The following is a 23,608-nucleotide window of genomic DNA, read 5'->3' on the forward strand; positions in this document are numbered from 1 at the left end:
GACGCCGCGGAGGAAGCCGGTGTGAGTCCGGCGCGGTCCCGCCACTGTCACCGGGTCTCACCAGGGCCCCGGGAGCCAGGAACTCCGGTCGCCGTGTTTCCGGCTGTCCGGGGCGCGGACCCCGGTGAGGAGTGCGCGTGTTCCTGCTGCTGTCGACGTCTGACACCGATCTGCTCAGCGCCCGGGCCGGCGACCGTGCCTGGCGCCTGGCCAACCCGGCCCGCACCACTGTGGGCGACCTGACCGGCCTGCTGGACGGGGTCGACCTGGTCGTGGTGCGCATCCTCGGCGGGCGACGGGCCTGGGAGGAGGGCATCGACGCCCTGCTGGCGGCGGCGGTCCCGGTGGTGGTGCTCGGCGGGGAGCAGGCGCCCGACGCCGACCTGATGAAGCTGTCGACCGTGCCGGCGGGCGTGGCGGCCGAGGCGCATCAGTACCTGGCCTTCGGCGGGGCCGCGAATCTCGCCGCGCTGCACGACTTCCTCTCCGACACCGTGCTGCTCACGGGGCACGGGTTCGCGCCGCCGGCCGCCTCGCCGGACTGGGGTGTGCTCCCGCGTGAAGCGGCGGAGAACGACGGGCCCGTGGTCGGCGTCCTCTACTACCGCGCCCATCACATGGCCGGGAACACGGCCTTCGTCGAGACCCTGTGCCGCCTGATCGAGGCGAAGGGCGCTCGCCCGCTTCCGATTTACACCGCTTCCCTCCGTACGGCGTCGGAAGAGCTCTTGGTCGAGTTGCGCAAGACCGACGCCCTGGTCGTCACCGTCCTGGCCGCCGGTGGCACCAAGCCCGCCACCGTCGGAGCGGGAGGTGACGACGAAGCGTGGGATGTCGGGGTGCTCGCCGATCTGGACGTGCCGATCCTGCAGGGGCTGTGCCTGACCAGCCCGCGCGCCACGTGGGAGGCGAGCGACGACGGGCTCTCCCCGCTGGACGCGGCGACGCAGGTGGCGATCCCCGAGTTCGACGGGCGGATCATCACGGTGCCGTTCTCGTTCAAGGAGCTGGACGAGGACGGGCTCTCGGTCTACGTGGCCGACGAGGAGCGGGCGGCCCGGGTGGCCGGGATCGCGGTGGCGCACGCGCGGCTGCGGCACGTTCCGCCGGCTGAGCGGCGCATCGTGCTGATGCTCTCGGCGTACCCGACCAAGCACTCGCGGATCGGCAACGCGGTCGGCCTCGACACGCCGGCCTCGACGGTCGCGCTGCTCGCCGCTCTGAAGGACCACGGCTACCGGATCGGGTCGTTCGGCGAGTACGACGGGGACGGGCTGATCCATGCCCTGATCGCGGCCGGCGGGCAGGATCCCGACTGGCTCACCGACGAGCAGCTCAGCGGCAACCCGGTGCGGATTCCCGGCGCGCGGTACGCGGCCTGGTTCGCGACGCTGCCGTCCGATCTCCGCGACAGCGTGACGCGGCATTGGGGGCCGCCGCCGGGCGAGCTCTACGTCGACAACGGCGACATCGTGCTGGCCGCCCTGCGCGACGAGAACGTGGTGGTGATGGTGCAGCCGCCGCGCGGGTTCGGCGCCAACCCGGTCGCCATCTACCACGACCCCGACCTGCCGCCGTCGCATCACTACCTGGCGGCCTACCGCTGGGTGGCCGACTCCTTCCGGGCCGATGCGGTCGTGCACGTCGGCAAGCATGGCAACCTGGAGTGGCTGCCGGGCAAGAACGTGGGCATGTCCGCGTCGGACGGCGTGGACGCGGCGCTCGGCAACCTGCCGCTGATCTACCCGTTCCTGGTGAACGACCCGGGCGAGGGCACGCAGGCCAAGCGGCGGGCGCACGCCACGCTGGTCGACCACCTGATCCCGCCGATGGCGCGGGCCGAGTCCTACGGGGACATCGCCCGGCTCGAGCAGCTGCTCGACGAGCACGCCTCGATCGCGACGCTCGACCCCGCGAAGCTGCCGGCGATCCGGGCGCAGATCTGGACGCTGATCCAGGCGGCCAAGATGGACCACGACCTCGGCCTGGCCGCGCGGCCGGGCGACGAGGAGTTCGACGAGTTCGTGCTGCACATCGACGGCTGGCTGTGCGAGGTGAAGGACGCGCAGATCCGGGACGGGCTGCACGTGCTCGGTGCGGCGCCGACCGGCGAGACCCGGATCAATCTCGTGCTGTCGATGCTGCGGGCCCGGCAGATGTGGGCGGGAAAGGTGGCCGCTCTTCCCGGTCTGCGCGAGGCGCTAGGCCTGAGCGAGGGAGCGTCGACCGCCGAAACGGACCGCGTCGAGGAGAAAGCGCGCGCGCTGGTGACGGCGATGGAGGATGCGGGCTGGCCCCGCCAGCCACCGCCCGACATTTCGGAAATGTCCGAGAGGGTGCGGGAGGTGCTGACGTTCGCGGCGACCGAGATCGTGCCGCGGCTCGAGAAGACCACCGACGAGATCGGGAACGTGCTGCACGCCCTCGACGGCGGTTACGTCCCGGCCGGCCCGAGCGGCTCACCCCTGCGCGGCCTGATCAACGTCCTGCCCACCGGTCGCAACTTCTACTCGGTCGACCCCAAGGCGATCCCCAGCGCCCTGGCCTGGGAGACCGGCCAGGCCATGGCCGACTCCCTGCTCGACCGGTACCGCGCCGACCACGGCGACTGGCCCCGCTCGGTCGGACTCTCCGCCTGGGGCACCAGCGCCATGCGCACGGCCGGCGACGACATCGCCGAGATCCTGGCGCTGATCGGCGTACGCCCGATCTGGGATCTCGCCTCCCGCCGGGTCACCGGCCTCGAGCCGATCGGGCGCGACGAGCTGGGCCGGCCCCGCATCGACGTGACGGTCCGCATCTCCGGCTTCTTCCGCGACGCGTTCCCGCACGTCGTGGCCCTGCTCGACGACGCGTTCGGGATGATCGCCGAGCTCGACGAGCCGGACAACTACGTCCGCGAGCACGCCCTGCGCGACCGCGCCGAGCACGGCGACTGGCGCCGGGCCACCATGCGCATCTTCGGTTCCCGGCCCGGCGCGTACGGGGCCGGCATCCTCCCGCTCATCGACAGCCGCAACTGGCGCGACGACGCCGACCTCGCCGAGGTGTACGCGGTCTGGGGCGGCTTCGCCTACGGTCGCGGCCTGGACGGCGTCGCCGCCCGGCCGGACATGGAGAACGCGTACCGCCGGATCGACGTCGCCGCCAAGAACATCGACACCCGCGAGCACGACATCGCCGACTCGGACGACTACTTCCAGTACCACGGCGGCATGATCGCCACGGTCCGGGCGCTGACCGGGAAGGCCCCCGCCGCGTACGTCGGCGACTCCACCAACCCGGACGCCGCACGGACCCGCAGCCTGACCGAGGAGACCGCGCGGATCTTCCGGGCGCGGGTGGTGAACCCGCGCTGGATCGCCGCGATGCGGCGGCACGGCTACAAGGGTGCGTTCGAGCTGGCCGCCACCGTCGACTACCTCTTCGGGTACGACGCGACGGCCGGCGTGGTGACCGACTGGATGTACGAGCAGCTCGCCGGGACGTACGCCCTCGACCCCGAGAACCAGAAGTTCTTCCAGCAGTCCAACCCGTGGGCCCTGCACGGCATCACCGAGCGCCTGCTGGAGGCGGCCGAGCGCAAGCTCTGGGAGTCCCCGTCGCCGGAGACCCTGAGTGCCCTCCAGGAGCTCTACCTGGCGACCGAGGGCGATCTCGAGGACGAGTAGGGGTCGTCGGCGGGCAGCCACACGCCCGGATCGTCGAGGCCGAGCCCGCCCACGTCGCGGGTCAGCGCCTCGACCACCGCGCGTACGGCCGGCCGCGGCTCGTCCGCCCGGCTCACCAGCGACCACGTCCAGAACGGCGCCGGGTCGCAGATCGGCCGGGCCGCGAGATCGGGCGGGAGCGGCGTGGTCTGGCTCTTCGGGTTGCTGACCACCGGCCGGCGCAGGCGGCGCACGTGCTCCCAGAAGGCCGCGCCGGTCGCGCCGCCCTCGGGGGTGGACACCTTCCGGGCGCCGGTGTCCGCGGCGTACCGCGAGGCCCACCGGTTCCAGGACAGCCAGCTGGTCTCGTCGGCGTCGATCAGCACGATCGTGTCGGCCGCCTTGACCGGGGTGGTCACCGCGCCGGGCGCGACCGCGAAGAGATGGTCGGCGCCGAGCAACCGGGCCTCGAGCCGGTCGGCGGTGACGGTGTCGGTCGGCACCCAGCAGATGGCGAGGTCGATGCTGCCGTCGGCGACCCGGGCCGCCTGCGCGTGCGAGGGCAGGACCCAGGGGTCGATCACCAGGTGGGCCACGCCGGCCGCGCGTTGCTCGAGGTCGGCCGGCCGCCAGTTGACGTAGCCGAGCCGGACCGGCTCGGAGGTCGACAATCCCTTGGCCGTACGCCGGAGCGCGTCGGCCCGATCGAGCAGCTCCCGCGTGCCCGGCAGCAGCACCGCCCCGGCCGGGGTCAGCGTGACCGTGCGCCGGTCGCGGTCGAAGAGCCGGGTGCCGAGATCCCGTTCGAGCGCCTTGATCTGCTGCGACAGCGACGGCCCGGCGATGCGTAGCCGCTCGGCGGCCCGGGCGAAGCTCAGCTCCTCGGCGACCGCCACGAAGTAGCGCAGCTGGCGTAGCTCCATCCGCCCAGCGTACGGCCCTGGTAGGCGAGGCCTCTCAGACCGGAGGAAAGGAGACGTGTCAACCGCCTGGCGGCTGCGGATTCTTCTGCTCAGGTCGTCGATCAAAGGAGCAGAAAATGTCCAAAGTCGCCGTCGTCACCGGAGCCTCGCAGGGCATCGGCGCCGCTACTGTCGCCGCCTACCGCAAGCTCGGCTGGAACGTCGTCGCCACCTCACGCTCGATCAAGCCGTCGGACGATCCCGGCGTGCTCGCGGTGCCGGGCGACCTCGCCGACCCGGCCGTCGCGGCGCGCGTGATCCAGGCCGCGAAGGCCGAGTTCGGCCGGGTCGACACGCTGGTCAACAACGCCGGCATCTTCATCGCGAAGCCGTTCACCGAGTACACCGGCGAGGACTTCGACGCGATCACCGGGCTCAATCTGCGCGGCTTCGTCGCGGTCACCCAGCCGGCCGTCGCGGCCATGCTCGAGCAGGGCGGCGGCCACGTGGTGACGATCACCACGAGCCTCACCGACCACGCCATTTCCAACGTGCCGTCCGGCCTCGCCTCGCTGACCAAGGGCGGCCTCAACGCCGCCACCAAGGCCCTCGCCATCGAGTACGCGACCCGCGGCGTCCGCTTCAACGCGGTGTCGCCCGGCATCATCCGCACCCCGATGCACGCGGCCGAGACCCACGAGTTCATGGCCTCGCTGCACCCGGTCGGCCACATGGGCGACACCGGCGACATCACCGACGCGATCCTCTTCCTGGAGAACGCGCCGTTCGTCACCGGCGAGATCCTGCACGTCGACGGCGGCCAGAGCGCGGGTCACTGATGAGCGACCTGAAGAGCGTTCTGGACGCCTGGCAGCGGGGCATCGCGCGACACGAGCCGGCCGAGGTGGCCGCCCTCTTCACCGAGGACGCGATCTTCCAGGGCCTGCACCCGTACGTGGTGGGTCCGGCCGGTGTGGCGGCGTACTACGACTCGCAGCCGCTCGGGATGACCGTCGACTACCGGATCCTGCACGAGAAGCGGCTGGCCGGCGGCGTGACGGTGGGCTGGATCGAGGCCGACTTCCACTTCACCGACCGGGACCCGGTCGAGCTCAACCTGACCGTCGTGCTGGTCGGCGGCCTGATCACTCACTATCAGGTGAGCCGTCGCGTCTGAGCAGGTACGTGTCCATGATCCAGCCGTGCCGCTCGCGCGCCTCGGCCCGGGTCTTCGAGATGTCGTCCGCGACCTCGGAGACCCGGCCCTCGCGCAGGATCTCGTCCTCGGTTCCGACATAGGCACCCCAATAGATGTACGCCTCGGGGTGGGCGGCGAAGGCCCGCTGCGCGTCGAGCATGACGACCACGTCGTCCACCCCCTCCGGCCAGCCCTCGGCGAGACGCCGTCCGGTGGTCACCTCGAACGGCTGCCCGACCCGGTTCAGCCCGATCCGGTGCTTCGCCGCCAAGGCGGAAATGCTGCTGATGCCGGGGATCACCTCGTACTCGAAAAGGGTCTGGCCTCTGATGAGGATCTCGTCGAGGATGGCGATCGTCGAGTCGTAGAGTGACGGATCCCCCCAGACCAGGAACGATCCGGTCTCGTCGTCGAGCAGGTGCTCGCTGATCAGCGCCTCGGTGACCGCCGAGCGCCGGCTGCGCCAGTCGGCGATCGTGCCCTCGTAGTCGGCCGGCGTGCGGTCGCGCTCGGGATCGCGCCCCTCGGCGATGCGCCGGCTGGGCCGCCCGTACGCCTTCATGAGCCGCCGCCGGAGCTCGATCATGCTCTCCTTCACCTCGCCCTTGTCGAGGATGAAGAACACGTCGGTACGCCCGATCGCCTTCGCGGCCTGCAGGGTGAGATGGTCCGGGTCGCCGGCGCCGATTCCGATTACGTAGATCTTCCGCACGAAGGTGGAGGTTAGCCCCATTTCTGGGACGCCGACGCGTGGCCTGGGGGAGTTTCAGTAACGTCGATGGCATGGGGAGCGAGCCAACCGCCGGGGCACTGCTCGCCGCGGGGAGCGAGGCGTTGTCCGAGGCCGCGTTCCGTACCGGTGACTACCTGCACGCCCAGCAACTGCTGGAGGCCGCCCTGCAGCGGGCCCGGCAGACCCGGGACCGGATCGACGAGGCCGCCGCGCTGACCCGGCTCGGCATGCTGCTGCACTACGAGGCGCTCAACGGCGACCTGTCCCGGGCCGACTGGGCCGCCGAGGAGCGCCTCTTCCAGCAGGCGCTGGCCATCCAGCGTGAGGCCGACGACCCGGGCGGGGCCGCCGAGTCGCTGTTCGGGCTGGGGCTGGTGCACCAGGTGCTGCGCGGCGACTGGGCGACCGCGCTGCCGTTCTACCGCGAGGCGCTGACCCTGGCCGAGCGGTACGCGGACGAGCTGGTGCGCTCCGAGGTGCACCGCCATCTCGGCTTCTACTACGTCTACGCGGTCGGCGACCCGGTCCAGGGCCTGCGCCACCTGCGGATGTCACAGGTCCTGCGGGAGCGGTACGGCGATCCGCGCCGGGTCGCCACCGGCACGCTCGCGCTGGGCGAGGCCGAGCTGGCCGCCGGCAACCGCGCCGAGGCCGTGCGCCTGCTGCAGGAGGCGGTCAACCAGGCCCGCTCGGTAGGCCTGAGCGAGCTGCGGATCGGGTGGGCCGAGCGGGCGCTCGAGGAGGCGTCTAAAGGTCTTTGACCATCTGCTGCGACGCGAGGGTCATGTTCAGCGAGTCGGCGAAGGCCAGCGCGTCGGCGCGGCCCGGTATCGACAGGCCGATCCGGGGTACGCCCTGCCGGGCCAGCTCCTCCTCGGCGGCGGCGATCATCCGGCGGCCGTGACCGCGGCGGCGCTCGGCCGGGTCGACCTCGAGATGGATGACCAGGCCGGTGGTGGGGCGCCCGGGGTTGGGCAGTGCGAGCCAGAGCCAGCCGACCTCGCGCCCGTCGACGTGGGCGTCGTACAGCAGGGTGCCCTCGGTGGCTATCCCGGCGGGCGCGAGCCGGGCCGCCGCCAGCAGCGCCCGCTCGGTGGTGACGGACGGGTCGCGGACCAGCAGGAAGGGGTCCCGCGCGGCCAGGTCGGCGACGTGATCCTCGTACGCCTGCTGGGTCATCGGCACCAGCGCGAGCTCGCCGCTCGCGTCGCCCAGGTCGGGGCTGAGCGGCCGGTCGCGCACCTGGGAGAGGATCCGGTAGCCGAGCCGGAGGTAGAGGCGGCGGGCGCCGTGGTTGTGCCCGAAGACGTGCAGGCCGATCCGGGAGACGCCGCGGGCGCGCATCTCGTCCTCGCCGGCCGTGATCATCTGGCCGCCGTACCCCCGGCCGCGCCGGTCCGCGGCGACCTCGATCTCGGAGATCCAGGCCATGTCCGGGTAGACCGTGCCGGGCAGCGAGATCCAGAGGAGGCCGACGTCCTCGCCGCCGTCGGTGCCCTTCCAGAACAGCTGCCCCTCGGTGGCCACCCCGTCGGGCAGGCCGGCCTCGAGCTGCTGGGCGGACTGCTGCAGCGCGACCTCGGGCGCGACCCCGAAGTTCAGCACGATGTCGTGGGCGAACTCCTCGGCCATCCGGGCCCGGCGGGCCTCGAGCTCGGCCGCCGTCAGATCGATCAGCTCAACCCCCATGGACGTGAACTCTTTCACGTCCGGCCGCCGCGGGCGAGACGCACCTGTCCAGTCTTCGTCGGACATCCGACGGATCGATCGGCGTGAGTTCTGTCGCCTGGCCGACCGGTGTAATTTCACCGGCACACAGCTGGTCACAGGGGGCGGCCTTGACCGAGCAGAGCGAAACGTCTCCCTCATATCACCCGGTCATCGGGGTCGACCTCGGCACGACGTCGTGCACGATGGCCGTCTGGGACGGTGTCCAGCTGGTGGTCATTCCCGGCCCGATGCGGTCCGTCGTCACGCAGAACCCGGCCGGTCAGATCGTCGTCGGCCTGGCGCCCGAGGGCGACGCGCAGCCCGTGATCGCCGGGATCAAGCGCGACCTCGGCTCCGACGAGCGCCTGCGGCTGCGCGGCCGGCAGTACCGCCCGCCCGAGATCTGCGCGTTCCTGCTGATCGAGCTGAAACGGCAGGCCGAGGCGTTCCTCGGCACCCCCGTGCATGACGCGGTCATCACTGTCTCGGGCTCGGCCGCCGAGCCGCAGCGCCGCGCGATCCGGGAGGCGGCCGGTCTGGCCCAGCTCAACGTGCGGCGGCTGCTCGACGACCCGGTGGCGGCCGCGGCCGCGCTCGGCCCCGACGACCGCGAGCGCACGTACGCGATCTACGACCTCGGCGGCGGAACCTTCGACACGGCGATCGTGCGGATCGGGCCGGAGGGGGTGGCGGTGCTCGGCGCGGCCGGCGACCCGCGGCTGGGCGGCGACGACTTCGACGAGCACATGGTGGGCTTCGCCCTGCGCCAGATCCGGGAGCGGCACCACGTCGACCTGAGCCAGGACGAGAACGTGCGCACCCGGATCCGCCGGGAGGCCGAGCGGCGCAAGCGGGAGCTGTCCACGGCCGAGACCACCGAGCTCGAGCTGCCGCTGCTGACCGCCACGGTGAGCGCGAGCGTGCCGCTGTCCCGGCGGGCGTTCGAGGCGATGATCGAGCCGGACGTGACCAAGTCGCTGGGCCACCTCACGGCGGCGCTGGCCGCGGCCGAGGCCGAGCACGGCATCGGGCGCGGCGGCGTCGACCAGGTGGTGCTGGCGGGCGCGTCGACCCGGATCCCCTCGGTGCGGGCCCGCCTGGCCGGGTACTTCGGCCTCGGCCCCGGCGACATCCGCGCCGACCTCGACCCGGGCGAGCTGAACGCGCGCGGCGCCGGGCTGATCGCCCGCGAGTTCGAGCCGGCGCAGACCTTCGAGGGCACGCGTCCCGGCCTGCTCGGGGCCAACCTGCGGCTGCGGGCCGAGATGGCCGACCCGAGCCCGGCCGCGCCCGACGCCGAGGCCGCGGGCCCGCCCGACCTGTTGCCGGTGGTGCCGGCCGAGACGCCGGCCGACTACCGCCCGGTCGCCGACGCCAGTCACCGGCTGCTGGCCGCGGCGAACCACCGCACCCGGCCGGGCCTGCGGGCGGCCTACCTCGCCTTCGTCGCCGCGATCCAGGCCGCGGCGCCCGACGACCGCCTCGCCGAGCTGGGCGAGATTCTGGTCGGGGAGTACGCCGCTTTAGGCTGACGACCATGCTCATCAGCTGTGGTCTGCCGGTATCCGGCGCCTGGGCGACGCCCGCTTCGCTCGCCCACTTCGCAACCCGCGCCGAGGAGCTCGGCTATCACGGTCTGTGGTCGTTCCAACGGCTGCTGGTGGGCGAGGGGCAGCCGATGGATCCGGTCTACCAGAGCGTGCTCGACCCGATGGTGGCGCTCGGTTACGCGGCGGCGCTCACCTCACGCGTCCGGCTCGGCGTCTCCGTGATCAACATTCCGTACGTGTCGCCGGCGGTGCTCGCCAAGCAGGCCGCCACCCTCGACGTGCTCTCCGGCGGCCGGCACGACCTGGGCCTGGGCACCGGCTGGTCGGAGCCCGAGTTCGAGGCGACCGGCTCGGTGCCGGAGCCGCGCGGCCGGCGGGTGGAGGAGTACCTCGCCGCGCTGCACACGCTCTGGAACGACGAGGTGGCCTCGTTCTCCGGCGAGCTCTACCGCGTGCCGCCGAGCACGATGGCGCCCCGGCCGGTGCAGCCGGGCGGCCCGCCGGTGCTGCTCGGCGGCCTCGCGGACGCGGCGTTGCGGCGGGCCGGGCGGGTGGCGTCCGGCTGGGTCACCAGCAGCCGTACGACGTTGGAGCAGGTCGCGCGCGGCGTGCAGATCGTGCGGCGGGCCGCCGAGGAGTCCGGCCGCGACCCCGACCGGGTGCGGATCGTGGTGCGCGGAACCGTGCTGGCCGGCGAGCGGGACGACCGGATGCCGCTCTCCGGCGACTGGGAGCAGATCCGCGGCGGCGCCCAGGCCTACGCGGAGGCCGGCGTGACCGAGCTCTTCTACGACCTGAACTGGGATCCCCTCATCGGCGGCCCGGACGCCGACCCGGTCGCGGCCGGGGAGCGGGCCGAGGAGATCATCAACGCCCTGGCACCGGCCGACATCTCTACGTCGGGATGACGCGCGTCGAAGTCGCGGAATGGCCGGGAATGGCAGCCGATTCGTAATCGGAATGGCGCGCCCGGCGACTTCATGGAGTAACGGTGATCAACACAGAACCGTGCCTCGGCGGGCCGTCCCACCGTCGATCCGAGACCCGTCGCGCCGATCCGCCGTAGATCTTCCCGGAGAGAGCGCTCAACACCGCAGGATCCCACGGTCGCGGGTCTCCAAGATCGACATGTCGGCGAAACCCCGGCGAAACAGCGAGTCCTGATCACGGGAACGGGACTTCGATGACTTTGCGCAACAGTACGATTGCCCTTTGAGTTGTGATTTCGGACATAACACTCAGTCTTGATCGTCAAGATGGGTGATTTGTTGGCTCAAGTACCCGTTCATGCCCTGGTGGGAGCGCACTCCACGACACCTGACCGACGCGCGACTTTCAGCGGGCCGTTATTCATTCGATGCGTCAACTCATTTCCTACGAGCGAGTTCCGGACTACCTTCCCAACCGCAGCACCCGAATACCTCTCACGCACGACGCATGCGAGGTGTGTCGTTCGATGGAGGTGATTGAGCGTGGAACCGCTGATCGAAGAGGCGGCACTGGACCGTACCGGCGCCCCGCTCGACGCGATGACCGCGCCCACCGGCTCCGTGAAGAAGGTGGACACCCGGCACAAGTCGCCGACGCAGATCGCCCTTGCCCGCCTCCGCAAGGACAAGCTGGCGATGATCTGCCTGACCATCTTCCTGTTCTTCCTGGCGATCGCGATCTTCGCGCCGCTGCTCACGAAGCTCGAGGGCCAGGACACCACCACCCTCCACCAGGACCTGCTCGACGAGTACGGCTTCCCGACCATCGGCGCCACCTCGGACCACTGGTTCGGCATCGAGCCGCGGCTGGGCCGTGACCTGTTCGCCCGGTTCGTCTACGGCGCCCGGCCGTCACTGATCGTGGCCGTCTCGGTCACGTTGATCACCGCCTTCGTCGGCGTGGTGATGGGTCTGCTTTCCGGTTTCATCGGCGGCTGGGTCGACCGGGTGATCTCCTGGATCATCGACTTCGTCCTGAGCCTGCCCTACCTGCTGTTCGCGATCGCCGTCCCGGCCGTGATCCTCACGCTCTTCTCCGACGACGCGTCGACCGCCGACACCAGCGAGGTCACGAAAGCCCGGTTCGTCTCGCTCATCCTCGTGCTCTCCTTCTTCGGCTGGGCCCCCCTGGCCCGGCTCATCCGGGGCGAGGTCCTCTCCCTGCGCGAGCGCGAGTTCATCGCCGCCGCCAAGGTGCTGGGCGTGCCCACCCGCAAGGTCTTGTTCAAAGAGCTGCTGCCCAACCTGGTGGCGCCGATCATCATCTCCACCTCGTTGGCTCTGCCGACCTACATCGTCGCCGAGGCGGGTCTGACCTTCCTCGGTGTGGGCCTGGTCGAGCCGACCCCGTCGTGGGGGCTCACGATCGCCAACGCGACGACCTACTACCGGGCCGACCCGCTCTACCTGTGGCTGCCCGTCCTGGCGATCAGCATCCTGGTGCTGGCGCTGAGCCTCCTCGGTGACTCCATCCGAGACGCTTTCGATCCCCGCACCCGACGGTGACCCCGTCGACGCCCTGTAAAGAAAGAGGAGAAATGGCAAGGCGCTTCAAGGTGGCCGTGGCGGCGACAGCCGCCGTGGCCCTCGGGCTGTCGGGCTGCGGCAGCCCGTCGTCCAAGAATGACACCGGTAAGGCCGACAACAGCAAGATCACGGCCCAGAAGAGCGCGACCGACCCGAACGCGAAGGGTCCGGCGCCCGAGGCGCCCGGCGTGCACAAGGGCGGCAACATCATCATCACGGCCGAGAGCACGCCGTCGACGTTCGACCCGACCGACACGTACTACACCGACTCGAACGAGATCGAGAAGCTGACCTTCCGCACCCCGACGCAGTACGCGATCCGGGACGGTCAGCCGGTGCTCGTCCCGGACCTCACCGACCTCGGTACGGTCTCGTCGGACAAGCTGACCTGGACGTTCAAGATGACCGGCCAGTACAAGTACGAGGACGGCACGGACGTCAAGGTCGACGACCTCGCGTACGCGATCAAGCGCTCCTTCGCGCACGACGTCTTCCCGAACGGCCCGACCTACCAGATGGGCTACTTCAAGGACGGCGACAAGTACAAGGGCCCGTACGCCGACGGCGACACCTACGCCGGTGTGGAGACCCAGGGCACCGACACACTGATCATCCACCTCGCGAAGCCGTTCTCGGACCTGCCGTTCTACATGACGTTCCCGATGTTCACGCCGATCCCGAAGGCGAAGGACAACAAGCAGGACTACAAGAACCACCCGCTGTCGACCGGCCCGTACATGTTCGACCAGTACGTCGCCGGCACCTCGCTGACGCTGAAGAAGAACCCGAACTGGGACCCCAACACCGACCCGGTTCGCCACGCGTACGCGGACACGTGGACCTTCAAGTGGGGCGGCGAGCTCGTCTCGACCCAGCAGAAGGTGCTCAACAGCGCCGGTGACGACGCCAACTCGCTGCAGTACCAGGACGTCGACGCGTCGCTGATCCCGCAGCTGACCGGCGACAAGGCCAAGCAGCTGATCACTGGCGAGAGCCCCTGCACCTACGTCCTGAACATCGACACCCGCAAGATCCCGGACATCAACGTCCGTAAGGCGATCGCCAAGGCGATCAACTGGGACGCGATCTCGAAGGCGAACGGCAACAACGACAAGACCGCCGAGCCGGCCAGCACGTTCATGCCGCCGGGTGTCCCCGGGTACACCAAGTACACCCCGTACCCGGACCTGACCGGCACCGGTGCCGGTGACCCGGACGGCGCGAAGAAGCTGCTCACCGACGCCGGCAAGCTCGGCTTCGAGGTCAGCTGGTACTACGACAACACCAAGCCGGTGGCGCAGCAGGTCTCCAACATCCGCGCCGACTCCCTGACCAAGGCGGGCTTCAAGGTCAAGGCGATCGGTGTGGCCACGGCCGACCTCCGCGCCAAGATCTCGGACTACAGCGCGCCGGTGAACCTGGCTCAGGGCCCGCGCGGTTGGTGCTCCGACTGGCCGACCGGCTCGTCGTGGCTCCCGGTGCTGTTCCAGACCCACTCGATCGCCGATGGCATCAGCTGGGGCTTCCTGTCGGACGCCGCGATCGACAAGAAGATCGACGACGTCGCGCTGCTGCCGTCCGACCAGGCGACCAGCAAGTGGGCTCCGCTGGACCAGGAGCTCATGGGCATGTACGTCGCCCTGCCGTGGTACTACACCAAGATGGCGACCGTGGCCGGCACCAACATCGGCGGCGCCGTCGGTGACGCCACCATGGGTATGCCGTTCTTCCCGGAGATGTACCTGAAGAGCTGACCTCAGGGTCGCTTGTCCCGGTGGCTCGGCCGCTTCGGCGGCCGGGCCACCGGTGACACCTACATCAGTTCCCCCTGCGTCGATCTTCTACATCTCCAGAGGTGCCCGCCGTGCTGTTCTACATTTTGCGACGCGTGATCAGCGCGATCTCGGTCGTGATAGTCACAGTGGTGGTCAGCTTCATGCTGTTCTTCGTCGCGCCGACCGACCCGGCCGGCGTCATCTGCGGCCCGAGGTGCACCCCGGAGCGGCTGAACGACATCACCAAGAGCCTCAACCTCGACCAGCCCCCGGTCGAACAGATCGTCCTCTACTTCAAGGGCATCGTCGTCGGCCGTGACTACACCTCCGGCGGCGTCACCCGGCACTGCGACGCGCCCTGCCTGGGTTACTCGTACGTTCTCGGCGTGCCGGTCACCGACCTGCTCGCGAAGGCCGTCCCGGTGACCCTGTCGATCGTCATCGGCGGCGCCACGATCTACCTGTGCTTCGGCGTGTTGATCGGCACCATCGCGGCCCGTGTCCGAGGGACGACTCTCGACCGCGTCGCGGTCGGCTCCTCGCTGGTGATCGGCTCGATCCCGTACTTCGTGGTCGCCTTGATCATCGCGTTGTACGCCACGTTCCTGCCGAAGTCGCAGTACGTCCCGTTCTTCAGCAATCCGGTCTCCTGGGCGGCCGGCCTGCTCGCGGCCTGGCTCTGTCTCGGCCTGACCAACTCGGCCTCGTACACCCGGTACTCCCGCGCCTCCATGATCGAGGCGCTGGGCCAGGACTTCACCCGTACCGCCCGGTCCAAGGGCATCTCCGAACGGCGGGTGGTCTACCGGCACGGCCTGCGCGCGGCCATGACCCCGGTCATCACCATCTTCGGCGTCGACGTCGCCTACCAGCTGGTCAACACGATCTTCACCGAGCGTATCTTCCAGTTGCCGGGGCTCGGCCTGCGGATCCTCAACGCGTTCAACCAGTACGACCTGCCGGTGCTGATGGGCGGTGTGATCGTCGGCGCCACGGTCCTGGTGGTCATGAACCTGGTGGTGGACATTCTGTACACGGTCCTCGACCCCCGGGTACGGCTCGGATGAGCGACCCCACGACGCAAGGCGGCAACATGACCGATCAGACTGTCCGGGCTCCCCAGACCGTCACCCGTACCCCCCGCACCCGCAGCGAGGGCGAGGAGGCGTACCTGGAGGTCAACGACCTGCACGTGCAGTTCCCCACGGCGGACGGCAGGGTGCAGGCGGTCCAGGGCCTGAGCTACTCCCTGCCGCTGCGGCGCACGCTGGCGATCGTCGGCGAGTCCGGCTCCGGCAAGAGCGTCTCCAGCATGGCCATCCTCGGCCTGCACGACCGCAAGTCGACCTGGATCTCCGGGTCGATCAAGGTCGGCGGCAAGGAGGTCGTCGGCATGTCGGAGAAGGACCTGATGAGCTACCGCGGCGCCGATGCCGCGATGATCTTCCAGGACCCGCAGTCCTCGCTGCACCCGTTCTTCACGATCGGCGACCAGATCATGGAGTCGTACCGGGCGCACCACAACGTGAGCAAGCGTGCGGCCAAGGCGCGTGCGGTCGACATGCTCGGCCGGGTCGGCATCCCCAACCCGTCGCGCCGCGTCGAGCAGTACCCGCACGAGTTCTCGGGCGGCATGCGGCAGCGCGCGATGATCGCGATGGCGCTGGTGAACGACCCGAAACTGCTGATCGCCGACGAGCCGACCACGGCCCTCGACGTGACCGTGCAGGCGCAGATCCTCGACCTCATCGCCGACCTGCAGCGCGACTTCGGATCGGCGGTCGTCTTCATCACCCACGACCTCGGCGTGGTCGCCGAGATCGCCGACGACATCCTGGTGATGTACGGGGGCAGCGCGGTCGAGCACGGCCCGGTCGAGAAGATCCTGGGCACGCCGCTGCACCCGTACACGTGGGGCCTGCTGGAGAGCATCCCGGCGGTGTCCGGCACGCCGGGCGCGCTGCACCCGATCCCCGGCTCCCCGCCGAGCCTGCTCGCCATGCCGAGCGGCTGCGCCTTCCACCCGCGCTGCGAGTACCGCGACCGGGTGGGCGGCGACCTGTGCGCGACCCTCAAGCCCGAGCTGATCCCGCGGACCGCGGATCTGGGACGCACCTCCCGGTGTCACCTGAAGGAACCCGACAAGGTGTTCGAGACCGAAGTCCTGACCCGGCTGCCTTAGGACCATTGCGATGACCGCTGCTACCACCACCGCCAAGTCCGGCGTCCGCTCGATGGAGGGCGCACCCCTCCTCGAGCTCGACGACGTGAAGATGCACTTCCGGACGAAGGGCGACGGCCTCCTGGCCCGCGGCACCAAGTGGGTGCAGGCCGTGGACGGCGTGAGCCTCACCGTGCAGTCCGGCGAGACGCTGGGCCTGGTCGGCGAGTCCGGCTGTGGCAAGTCCACCACGGCCCGGCTGATCACCCGGCTGCTCGAGCCGACCGCTGGCAAGATCAAGTATCAGGGCGTCGACATCGCCCACATGTCCGAGCGGCAGCTGCGGCCGTACCGCCGGGAGATCCAGCTGATCTTCCAGGACCCGTACTCGTCGCTGAACCCGCGGCACACGGTCGGCACGATCGTCGGCACCGCGCTGCGCACGCACGGCATGGTGCCCAAGAGCGGCGAGCTGAAGCGCGTGCAGGAACTGCTCGAGGTGGTCGGTCTCAACCCCGAGCACTACAACCGGTACCCGCACGAGTTCTCCGGCGGTCAGCGGCAGCGCATCGGCATCGCCCGCGCGCTCGCGGCCCGACCCAAGATCATCGTGGCCGACGAGCCGGTCTCCGCGCTCGACGTGTCGATCCAGGCCCAGGTCATGAACCTCCTGGAGAACCTGCGGTCCGAGCTCGGCATCGCGTTCGTCTTCATCGCCCACGACCTCGGCGTCGTCCGGCACTTCTGCGACCGGGTCGCGGTCATGTACCTCGGCCGCGTGGTCGAGGAGGCGCCCCGCGACGCGCTCTACGAGAAGCCGCAGCACCCGTACACGCAGGCCCTGCTCTCCGCCGTGCCGGACATCGCCGTGGTCCGTGGCGTGCCGCCGAAGCAGCGGATCCGGCTGGTGGGCGACGTGCCCAGCCCGGTCGACCCGCCGTCGGGCTGCCGCTTCCGCACGCGATGCTGGAAGGCGCAGGACATCTGCGCCACGAACGACCCGGTCCTCGAGGAGAAGGCCCCCGACCAGACGGTGGCCTGCCACTTCGCCGAGCCCCCGGTCGAGTCGATCGTCGCCGAAGTGGTCTGATCTTGGTCGCACCCTCGCCGCCGAGTCCGTCCGTCTACCGCACCCGGGCTTTCCGCAACCGCCAGCGCGTCCTGTACGCGCTGGCGGCGCTGTGCCTGGTGCTGGTCGGTTACGGCATTGGGCGCTGGCAGGACACGCCGGCGCCCGCGGCGGCGCCGCTACCGTCCGCGTCGGCGCCGCAGTCACCCTCGGTCGCGCCGGCCACCACCACGCCGCCGCCGTCCCCGACCGTCTACCGGAAGCTGCAGGCCGAGACGGCCGACGCCCTCAACGGCATCCAGACCCAGGACACCGAGGACGAGGGCGGCGGGCAGAACGTCGGCTGGATCGCCAACGGGGACTCGCTGCGCTTCGACGACATCGACTTCGGCCCGGTGCCGGCGACCAAGGTGGACGTGCGGGTGGCCTCGGAGTCCGACGACGGCCGGATGGACGTACGCCTCGACACGCCCGACGCGACGCCGATCGGCACGATGCGGGTGACCCGCACGGGTGGCTGGCAGACCTGGCGCACGGACGAGGTCACGCTCACGCCGGTGACCGGCGTCCACACCGTCTTCCTGACCTTCGCCAAGGACGGCGGCGACGAGTTCGTCAACATCAACTGGCTGCAGTTCGGGCATTGACACCTTTGACTGCCCGTACGGTCTGTCGCGATTGGCATCGGTGTTGCATGGTGGATGGCAGGCTGACGGGGAGCCGCCATCATGCTGGAAAGACAACGGGACACCGAGCCGCAGAACGCCGCGGGCGAGGACCGGGCCGCGACGCGAGTCCATGATGCCGAGATTTCCCTGCCGGCGCTGGGCAATGCCGCGGTTTCCCGCTTGCTGCACGCCGGGCTGCCGCTCTCCGCGCGGGGGAACGGCGCGATCTCCCGGGCGCTGCAACCCAAGCCGGCGGCCGGTTCGCCCGGCGACGCGTACGAACGTGAGGCCGACCGGGCCGCGGACGCGCTCGTCGGCCCCGCCACCGACGCCCTCTCGCTCAGCGCCCGGGGCGGTGGCGGCGCGTCCCTCGGCGGGGCCGCGGGTGACACCGTCGGCGGTGCGCTGAGCTCCGGCGGCGCCCCGCTCGACCCCGCCGTCCAGGCGAAGTTCGGGCCCCAGCTCGGAAGCGACCTCTCCGGCGTCCGGGTGCACACGGACAGCCCCGCGCCCGCGAGCGTCGGCGCCCTCGCGTTCACGGTCGGGACCGACGTCGTGTTCGCCCCCGGCCACTACCAGCCGGGCACCGCGGCCGGCCAGCACCTCATCGGGCACGAGCTCGCCCACGTCGTCCAGCAGCGTGGCGGCGGTGGCGTGGTCCAGCGCGAGCCGGCCGGCGGCACGGTCCTCGCCGTACCGGAGAAACCCGTCCAGCCGGCGCCGGTCGACGTCGCCGGCCGTACCGTGCCACCGGACGAGGCCGGTCGGCGCGCCCTCGTGACCGGCCTCGTCGTGCAGGACGGCATGAGCGCCGTCTACCAGCTCACCGACGCGCTCGACGCCGAGGTCCGCCGGCTGGAGGAGGAGCTCACCCGCGAGCGCGCCCGGGAGGCGGAGTACGGATCGTCCAGCGTCCCACCCGCGGCCGGCGTGCCGTGGAACGCCGACATGTTCGCCGAGCGCGAGACCGCGATCGGGCGGGTCCGCGAGGCGAAACGCGGCGTCGAGGCCCAGGTCAAGCGGGTTGACGACGACTACCAGGCGTTCCGCCGCATGGTTCTCACGGCGACCGCGCTGCGGCTGGAGGCGAACCGGACCTCGCTCGCCCAGTGGGGCGACTACCTGCGTACCAAGCTCGGTCCGGAGGAGCTGAAGCGTCAGGTCCTCGCCGAACAGGAACGACACCTGATCAAACAGGCCGCGAGCGGCCCGCGCGCGTCGATCCAGATGGAGGCCCTCGAGCGCCGGTCACACGCGACCGGCGAGGTCCGCAAGGTCGAGGAGCGGGTCGCACAAAACAAGATCGGCGGCGCCTGCCAGTACTGCCACGAGATAGTCGGCGCGACCGACCGCGACCACCGTCACCCGGAGCTGGCGCCGCCCGGGTCGAGCCCGTTCGACCTGGTCCAGAAGGGTTTGAAGGCGGAGAAGTCCCAGCCGGCCCCGCTGCCCACGTTCATGCCCACCCGCCCGGCCACCGACCTCGGCGACAAGCCGCTCTCCGGCTATCCCGCCGTGCAGGCCGAGGCCGCGGCGCTGCAGCAGTTCCAGCCGCTGCTCAAGCAGCTCGGCGACGAGGGCTTCAAGGTGCTGCCGGCCGGCCTGATCGACCAGAAGCTCACCGACGCGCAACTGCGGGCGGAGATCGAGAAGGCGATCGAGGTGCGGCGCGCGAACTTCGCCGAGTTCGCCGCCAAGACCCGGGAGCCGGGCTTCGACTACCTGATCCCTCGCCCGATCCTGCGTGAGCTGCTGCCGCTCGCCTCGCCGGAGGTGCAGGCGCTGGTCCAGCGGGAGGTGGCGAAGGCACAGTCCGACGCCGAGGCCGGCGGCCTGCTCATGGGCCTGGCCACCATCGCGGCCCTGCTGCTGACGATCTTCCCGCCGACCGCGCCGATCGGCATCGCGCTCGACATCGGGCTGGCCGGCTACGGCATCGTTTCCGGGCTCGAGCAGTTCGAGCAGGGCGAGCTGCTCAGCCTCGGCATCGGCTCCGAGGTGCTCGACCCGGAGCAGCAGGAGGCCGCCCACTCGATGATGGCGATGGGCGCGCTCAACATCGTCCTGAGCGGCATCGGCATCGCCACCGCCGCGCTGGGAATGGTCCGGATGATCCGGGCCGGCCGCGGCGCCGATGCGGTCCTGGAGGGTGTGGAGGCCGAAGCGGGTGGCACCCGCATCCGGGTGGACGACCTCAACACGAGCACGCCCAAGGTCACCGTGACGACGGCCGAGGGCACCGTGCTCGAGCGGAACCTCGACGACATGGCGGCCTCGGTCGCCGGGCGAGCGTCTCCGAGCCGGAAGTTCGTCGACGCGTTCCTCGAGCGGGCGGAGGCGCAGGGGCTCGCCCGCGAGGACGCGGTGGCCCTGCTCGGCCTGAACAGCGAGGACGAGCTGTACGCGGTCGCCGCGCGTGCCCGCACCGAGGCCGAGTTCCAGGACCTCCTCGCCAAACGCGCCGGGGAGCAGGGAGTCAGTGCCCGCGCCGAGCTTGCCGAGCGGAGCCGGCCGCCGGAGGGCGCGGTCGACGAAGCGCTGGAGCAGTCGGTGCCGGGCCGCGGCCGGTCGGTGTTGGACCTCCCGGAGTACCAGGAGTCGATGGAGGAGGCCCGACGGGCGTACCGGAGTCTGCCCGGCCGGCGAGGCCAGAAGACCGTGGCCGCCGCGGAGGGCGGCAAGCCGACCGAGAGCGGCTGGGCGGACACCCCCGGCTACGAGGGCAAGGGCGGCGCCGTCGACCGCAGCCGGACGGAGGGCATGGAGGCCGGGCACGAGCGCGATCCGCATTTCCGCGACCCGAAGAACGTCGAGGGCGGGTACGAGGACTCGCACGCCGAGCGGCAGGCGGCCGTCGCGTCGCCGGACCGGCCGATCGGGGTGTCGAGCGACATGTGTCCGCTGTGCCAGGGCTGGTTCCAGCGCCGGGCCGTGTCCCGCGGCGTCACCCAGTTCGTCGCCGACCCGCGGGGCGTGCACATCTTCCTCCCCGACGGCCGGCACCTCTTCAAGCCGTACTGAAAAGGCCGAGCTTCCGCTCGGCCTTTTGGATGATTCCGGAAGTTAGGCAGCGACCTCGATCTTGCGGGGCTGCGCCTTCTCGCGGACCGGAATGCTCAGGGTCAGCACGCCGTTCTCGTACTTCGCGTCGAGCCGGTCGGTGTCCAGGGTGTCCGACAGGAACACCTGGCGGCTGACCGGACCGACGGGGCGCTCGGCGACCAGGTACCGGACGTTGTCGCCCTCGACGTGCTTGCGCTCGGCGCGGACGGTCAGGACCTTGTTGTCCACCGTGATGTCGATCCCGGCCGGGTCGACGCCGGGCAGGTCGATGTCGATGTGGAACGTGTCGTCGATCCGGTAGGCGTCGAGGCGCGCGCCGGAGGTGCGGGAAGCGGAGTCGAACACGCGGGCCGTGAGCCGGTCCAGATCGCGGACGGTCGCGGTACGAAGCAACATGGGTGGTTCCTCCAGCGGAATGACTCAAATTCAGGGTTGAGCGGGGTGGGCTCAACTTTCTACCTCAACCGAGATTCTCGCCGCGGAATTCCCCGGACATGCCTGTGGGGCGGGCCAAGGTGGCCCGCCCCACAGTGACTTGCGGTGTGTTACTTGAAGAACGCCGGCCCCGGCACGCCGACGCCGGTCTCGGCGTCATAACCGCGCGTGCTGTGGATCGTCGTGGTCTGCACGTCGATCGTCTGGAGCTGGAACGACCGGCCCTCGGACGCGTCCACCGTGTTCACGAAGTTGGACCGGACCTGCAGGACCGGGCTCTTCGGGGCCACGATGTCGGTGATCGCCGCGGAGCCCGCCTTCCGGTAGTACGACGGGTTGGCGAAGCCGACCGCGTGGTGCTGCTTCTGGCTCGCCACCGCCTGCATGCCGGCCAGCAGCGGCGACGACAGGCTGGTGCCGCCGATGCGGTACTCGTCGTAGTACGTCCCGTCCGGGAACACCTGGGTCTGGCCGACCCGGAAGCCCGTGTTCGGGTCGCCCGGCATCGAGATGTCCGGCACGGTACGCATCCGGGTCGATCCGAAGTACTTCGAGATCGAGTCCGGAACGATGCCGTGCTGGTAGAACGGCTGCGAGAACAGGAAGCTCGTGCCGCCGCCACCGCCGGACGAATAGACCGGAGCACCCCACGACTTGCCGTCGGCCGACAGCGCCGAGTACGCGGTCTGCCAGCCGTGCTCCCACACCCGGTTGTTGTGCTTGTCGATGCCGACGCTGGTGCCGCCGACCCCGGTCACGTACGGCAGGTCGGACGGGAAGCTGACCGACTTGGTCTCGGGCGTGGTGCCGCCCGCGGTCTGGTCGCCGTCGTCACCGCTCGAGAAGTCGACGGTGACACCGGTCATCGCCGCCTCCAGCGAGAACTGCCGGTAGAAGTCGATCGCCTCCTGGCCCAGGTCGGCCACGGTGTCGACGCCGCTGCCCCACGAGTTGGTCACGATGTCGGCGACGTGGCTGTCGATCGTCGCGGCCCAGGCCTCGTCGAGCCCGCTGAGGCAGTCCGAGGCGCCCACGTAGACGACCCGGGCGCCCGGGGCCATCGAGTGCACGGCCTCGATGTCCAGCGTCTCCTCGCCGTACCAGCCGGCGCCGCCGCACTCCTCGACCGAGTTGTAGCCGTCCGGGCCGGGGGTGATCTGGCGGAACTGGTTGTGCGAGAACGCCGGCAGGCCGTGCTTGCGGTTGTACGTCCGCGTGTCCTGCTCGATGGTGGGGGAGGCGAACGCGTCGGTCACGGCGACCGTGTAGCCGCGGCCGTCGATCCCGTGCTTGAGCAGGTCGCTCTCGCCGTAGGCCGCCTCGTACTGCTTCGGCTCGTAACCGCAGACCGCGTACGGCTGCTTCTTGCCGTTCGCGGCGGGCTGGGCGGTCGCGGTCTTCTCGCCGTGGTACGAGGAGCACGGGGTGCCCGGCCGGAAGCCGGTGTCGGGGCCGGGGAGCGTGTCGGCCGGGGACTTGAGCGCCTGGCCCTGGTCGAGGCCGAGGACGCCGGAGACGACGCCGATCACCGAGGACGGGGTGCCGTCGGGCAGGGAGAGCGCGGTGCTGTTCGCGTGCACCGTGACGCCCTGGTACGAGTAGTTCTTCAGCGTGGTGCCGAAGGTCTTGTTGACCTGGGCGGTGGTGCCGGACGCCTCGACGTACATGCCGCCGAGCGTGTCCCGCAGGCCGAAGCCCTGCCCCTTGAGCCAGGAGCGCACGGCGTCGACGTCGGCCGAGGCCGGCGCGTACCGCGATTTGAACTGGCTGGTGGTCAGCCAGTTGCCGTAGTCGGCGCTGCCCGGGTCGGAGATCGAGGCGAGGGTGGCCTCGGCCGACGCCGAGTCGCGCAGCTTGAGCAGAATGCCGAACTGGATGGTGTCGGCGGCGGCGGGGGCGCCGCCGGTGGCACGCGCCTTACCGAGCCAGCGAGGCTGGCTGCCGGGCAGGGCGTGCCGGCTGGGGCGAGGTGCGGCGGTGGCCGACCCGGCCCCGAGGACCGAGGCCGCGGCGGTGCCGATGGCGACAGCCAGCGCGAGCTTCGACCTCATGGTGGATCTGATCACTTTGCCTCCACGTTGAGTGGCCAGTGAAGTGGATGAACCTCCCCATATAACGCTGGTCGATGTCACTCGTTCAATACTCAGAAGATAAATTCCTCGATCTTTTGTTGCTGTC

General features: G+C 70.5%; 18 protein-coding genes and 1 riboswitch. Of the genes, 13 read left to right on the forward strand and 5 right to left on the reverse strand.

Annotated features, from left to right (window positions below; all coding sequences use genetic code 11):
* Positions 1-9: 9 nt before the first annotated feature.
* Positions 10-85: riboswitch (cobalamin riboswitch) on the forward strand.
* A gap of 52 nt (positions 86-137) precedes the next feature.
* Entirely contained in the window at positions 138-3,671 is a 3,534-nt protein-coding gene (gene cobN / locus A3CQ_RS0117895) for a cobaltochelatase subunit CobN (protein ID WP_020512320.1), read from the forward strand.
* Here the strand turns inward: cobN and A3CQ_RS63665 are convergent.
* On the reverse strand, positions 3,635-4,573 hold the full coding sequence (locus A3CQ_RS63665; protein ID WP_020512321.1) for a LysR family transcriptional regulator: 939 nt from the start codon (positions 4,571-4,573) through the stop codon (positions 3,635-3,637). The genes cobN and A3CQ_RS63665 overlap by 37 nt on opposite strands.
* A 116-nt stretch (positions 4,574-4,689) precedes the next feature.
* Here A3CQ_RS63665 and A3CQ_RS0117905 point away from each other — a divergent pair, with 116 nt between their 5' ends.
* Together A3CQ_RS0117905 and A3CQ_RS0117910 are read left to right on the forward strand one after the other, a co-directional pair.
* Positions 4,690-5,391 carry an SDR family NAD(P)-dependent oxidoreductase gene (locus A3CQ_RS0117905; protein WP_020512322.1) on the forward strand — a complete coding sequence of 234 codons (702 nt, stop codon included), beginning with the start codon at positions 4,690-4,692 and terminating at the stop codon, positions 5,389-5,391.
* On the forward strand, positions 5,391-5,729 hold the full coding sequence (locus A3CQ_RS0117910) for a Cif family virulence factor (protein ID WP_020512323.1): 339 nt from the start codon (positions 5,391-5,393) through the stop codon (positions 5,727-5,729). Before A3CQ_RS0117905 ends, A3CQ_RS0117910 begins: the two co-directional genes overlap by 1 nt.
* On the opposite strand, the gene cobF is transcribed toward A3CQ_RS0117910, so the two are convergent.
* Positions 5,698-6,462, reverse strand: coding sequence for a precorrin-6A synthase (deacetylating) (cobF, locus tag A3CQ_RS0117915; protein ID WP_026205824.1), 765 nt, complete (start codon positions 6,460-6,462; stop codon positions 5,698-5,700). The two genes, A3CQ_RS0117910 and cobF, sit on opposite strands and share 32 nt — an antisense overlap.
* Before the next feature lie 71 nt (positions 6,463-6,533).
* Between cobF and A3CQ_RS0117920 the strand changes: the two genes are divergently transcribed.
* Positions 6,534-7,244: a tetratricopeptide repeat protein gene (locus A3CQ_RS0117920; protein ID WP_020512325.1), complete on the forward strand. Its 711-nt coding sequence runs from the start codon at positions 6,534-6,536 to the stop codon at positions 7,242-7,244.
* On the opposite strand, the gene A3CQ_RS57520 is transcribed toward A3CQ_RS0117920, so the two are convergent.
* Positions 7,231-8,172: a GNAT family N-acetyltransferase gene (locus A3CQ_RS57520; protein WP_020512326.1), complete on the reverse strand. Its 942-nt coding sequence runs from the start codon at positions 8,170-8,172 to the stop codon at positions 7,231-7,233. The genes A3CQ_RS0117920 and A3CQ_RS57520 overlap by 14 nt on opposite strands.
* Positions 8,173-8,321: 149 nt before the next feature.
* Between A3CQ_RS57520 and A3CQ_RS0117930 the strand changes: the two genes are divergently transcribed.
* The 9 genes from A3CQ_RS0117930 (at position 8,322) to A3CQ_RS57525 (ending at position 20,953) form a co-directional block, all read left to right on the forward strand.
* The gene (locus A3CQ_RS0117930) at positions 8,322-9,725 is read left to right on the forward strand and encodes an Hsp70 family protein (RefSeq protein ID WP_020512327.1); all 1,404 of its coding nucleotides are present in this window, start codon (positions 8,322-8,324) and stop codon (positions 9,723-9,725) included.
* Between the two features lie 5 nt (positions 9,726-9,730).
* The gene (locus A3CQ_RS0117935; RefSeq protein WP_020512328.1) at positions 9,731-10,651 is read left to right on the forward strand and encodes a TIGR03619 family F420-dependent LLM class oxidoreductase; all 921 of its coding nucleotides are present in this window, start codon (positions 9,731-9,733) and stop codon (positions 10,649-10,651) included.
* 564 nt (positions 10,652-11,215) lie between these two features.
* Positions 11,216-12,238, forward strand: coding sequence for an ABC transporter permease (locus A3CQ_RS0117940; RefSeq protein WP_020512329.1), 1,023 nt, complete (start codon positions 11,216-11,218; stop codon positions 12,236-12,238).
* A gap of 32 nt (positions 12,239-12,270) precedes the next feature.
* The gene (locus tag A3CQ_RS0117945) at positions 12,271-14,013 is read left to right on the forward strand and encodes an ABC transporter substrate-binding protein (protein WP_020512330.1); all 1,743 of its coding nucleotides are present in this window, start codon (positions 12,271-12,273) and stop codon (positions 14,011-14,013) included.
* 110 nt (positions 14,014-14,123) lie between these two features.
* The gene (locus A3CQ_RS0117950) at positions 14,124-15,101 is read left to right on the forward strand and encodes an ABC transporter permease (RefSeq protein WP_026205826.1); all 978 of its coding nucleotides are present in this window, start codon (positions 14,124-14,126) and stop codon (positions 15,099-15,101) included.
* Between the two features lie 26 nt (positions 15,102-15,127).
* Positions 15,128-16,216, forward strand: coding sequence for an ABC transporter ATP-binding protein (locus tag A3CQ_RS53265; protein ID WP_020512332.1), 1,089 nt, complete (start codon positions 15,128-15,130; stop codon positions 16,214-16,216).
* Between the two features lie 10 nt (positions 16,217-16,226).
* Positions 16,227-17,285 carry an ABC transporter ATP-binding protein gene (locus A3CQ_RS0117960; protein WP_020512333.1) on the forward strand — a complete coding sequence of 353 codons (1,059 nt, stop codon included), beginning with the start codon at positions 16,227-16,229 and terminating at the stop codon, positions 17,283-17,285.
* Positions 17,286-17,287: 2 nt separating this feature from the next.
* Positions 17,288-17,911, forward strand: a complete 624-nt coding sequence (locus A3CQ_RS0117965) for a carbohydrate-binding protein (RefSeq protein ID WP_020512334.1) — start codon at positions 17,288-17,290, stop codon at positions 17,909-17,911.
* Positions 17,912-17,992: 81 nt separating this feature from the next.
* Positions 17,993-20,953, forward strand: a complete 2,961-nt coding sequence (locus A3CQ_RS57525; RefSeq protein ID WP_020512335.1) for an eCIS core domain-containing protein — start codon at positions 17,993-17,995, stop codon at positions 20,951-20,953.
* 42 nt (positions 20,954-20,995) lie between these two features.
* Here the strand turns inward: A3CQ_RS57525 and A3CQ_RS0117975 are convergent, their stop codons facing one another.
* Together A3CQ_RS0117975 and A3CQ_RS0117980 are read right to left on the reverse strand one after the other, a co-directional pair.
* A complete protein-coding gene (locus tag A3CQ_RS0117975; RefSeq protein WP_020512336.1) occupies positions 20,996-21,391 on the reverse strand; it encodes an Hsp20/alpha crystallin family protein in 396 nt (131 codons plus the stop codon).
* A gap of 149 nt (positions 21,392-21,540) precedes the next feature.
* Entirely contained in the window at positions 21,541-23,496 is a 1,956-nt protein-coding gene (locus A3CQ_RS0117980) for a S53 family peptidase (RefSeq protein WP_245577256.1), read from the reverse strand.
* Positions 23,497-23,608 lie beyond the last annotated feature (112 nt).

It is taken from the genome of Paractinoplanes globisporus DSM 43857 (assembly GCF_000379645.1).
GTDB classification, from domain to species: domain Bacteria; phylum Actinomycetota; class Actinomycetes; order Mycobacteriales; family Micromonosporaceae; genus Actinoplanes; species Actinoplanes globisporus.

What these genes read in the sequence shown, in the direction of transcription:
- A3CQ_RS63665 (WP_020512321.1), bottom strand. Translation starts at nt 4,573, where the DNA reads ATGGAGCTACGCCAGCTGCGCTACTTCGTGGCGGTCGCCGAGGAGCTG.
- A3CQ_RS0117905 (WP_020512322.1), top strand. Translation starts at nt 4,690, where the DNA reads ATGTCCAAAGTCGCCGTCGTCACCGGAGCCTCGCAGGGCATCGGCGCC.
- A3CQ_RS0117910 (WP_020512323.1), top strand. Translation starts at nt 5,391, where the DNA reads ATGAGCGACCTGAAGAGCGTTCTGGACGCCTGGCAGCGGGGCATCGCG.
- A3CQ_RS0117920 (WP_020512325.1), top strand. Translation starts at nt 6,534, where the DNA reads ATGGGGAGCGAGCCAACCGCCGGGGCACTGCTCGCCGCGGGGAGCGAG.
- A3CQ_RS57520 (WP_020512326.1), bottom strand. Translation starts at nt 8,172, where the DNA reads ATGGGGGTTGAGCTGATCGATCTGACGGCGGCCGAGCTCGAGGCCCGC.
- A3CQ_RS0117935 (WP_020512328.1), top strand. Translation starts at nt 9,731, where the DNA reads ATGCTCATCAGCTGTGGTCTGCCGGTATCCGGCGCCTGGGCGACGCCC.
- A3CQ_RS0117945 (WP_020512330.1), top strand. Translation starts at nt 12,271, where the DNA reads ATGGCAAGGCGCTTCAAGGTGGCCGTGGCGGCGACAGCCGCCGTGGCC.
- A3CQ_RS53265 (WP_020512332.1), top strand. Translation starts at nt 15,128, where the DNA reads ATGACCGATCAGACTGTCCGGGCTCCCCAGACCGTCACCCGTACCCCC.
- A3CQ_RS0117960 (WP_020512333.1), top strand. Translation starts at nt 16,227, where the DNA reads ATGACCGCTGCTACCACCACCGCCAAGTCCGGCGTCCGCTCGATGGAG.
- A3CQ_RS57525 (WP_020512335.1), top strand. Translation starts at nt 17,993, where the DNA reads ATGCTGGAAAGACAACGGGACACCGAGCCGCAGAACGCCGCGGGCGAG.
- A3CQ_RS0117975 (WP_020512336.1), bottom strand. Translation starts at nt 21,391, where the DNA reads ATGTTGCTTCGTACCGCGACCGTCCGCGATCTGGACCGGCTCACGGCC.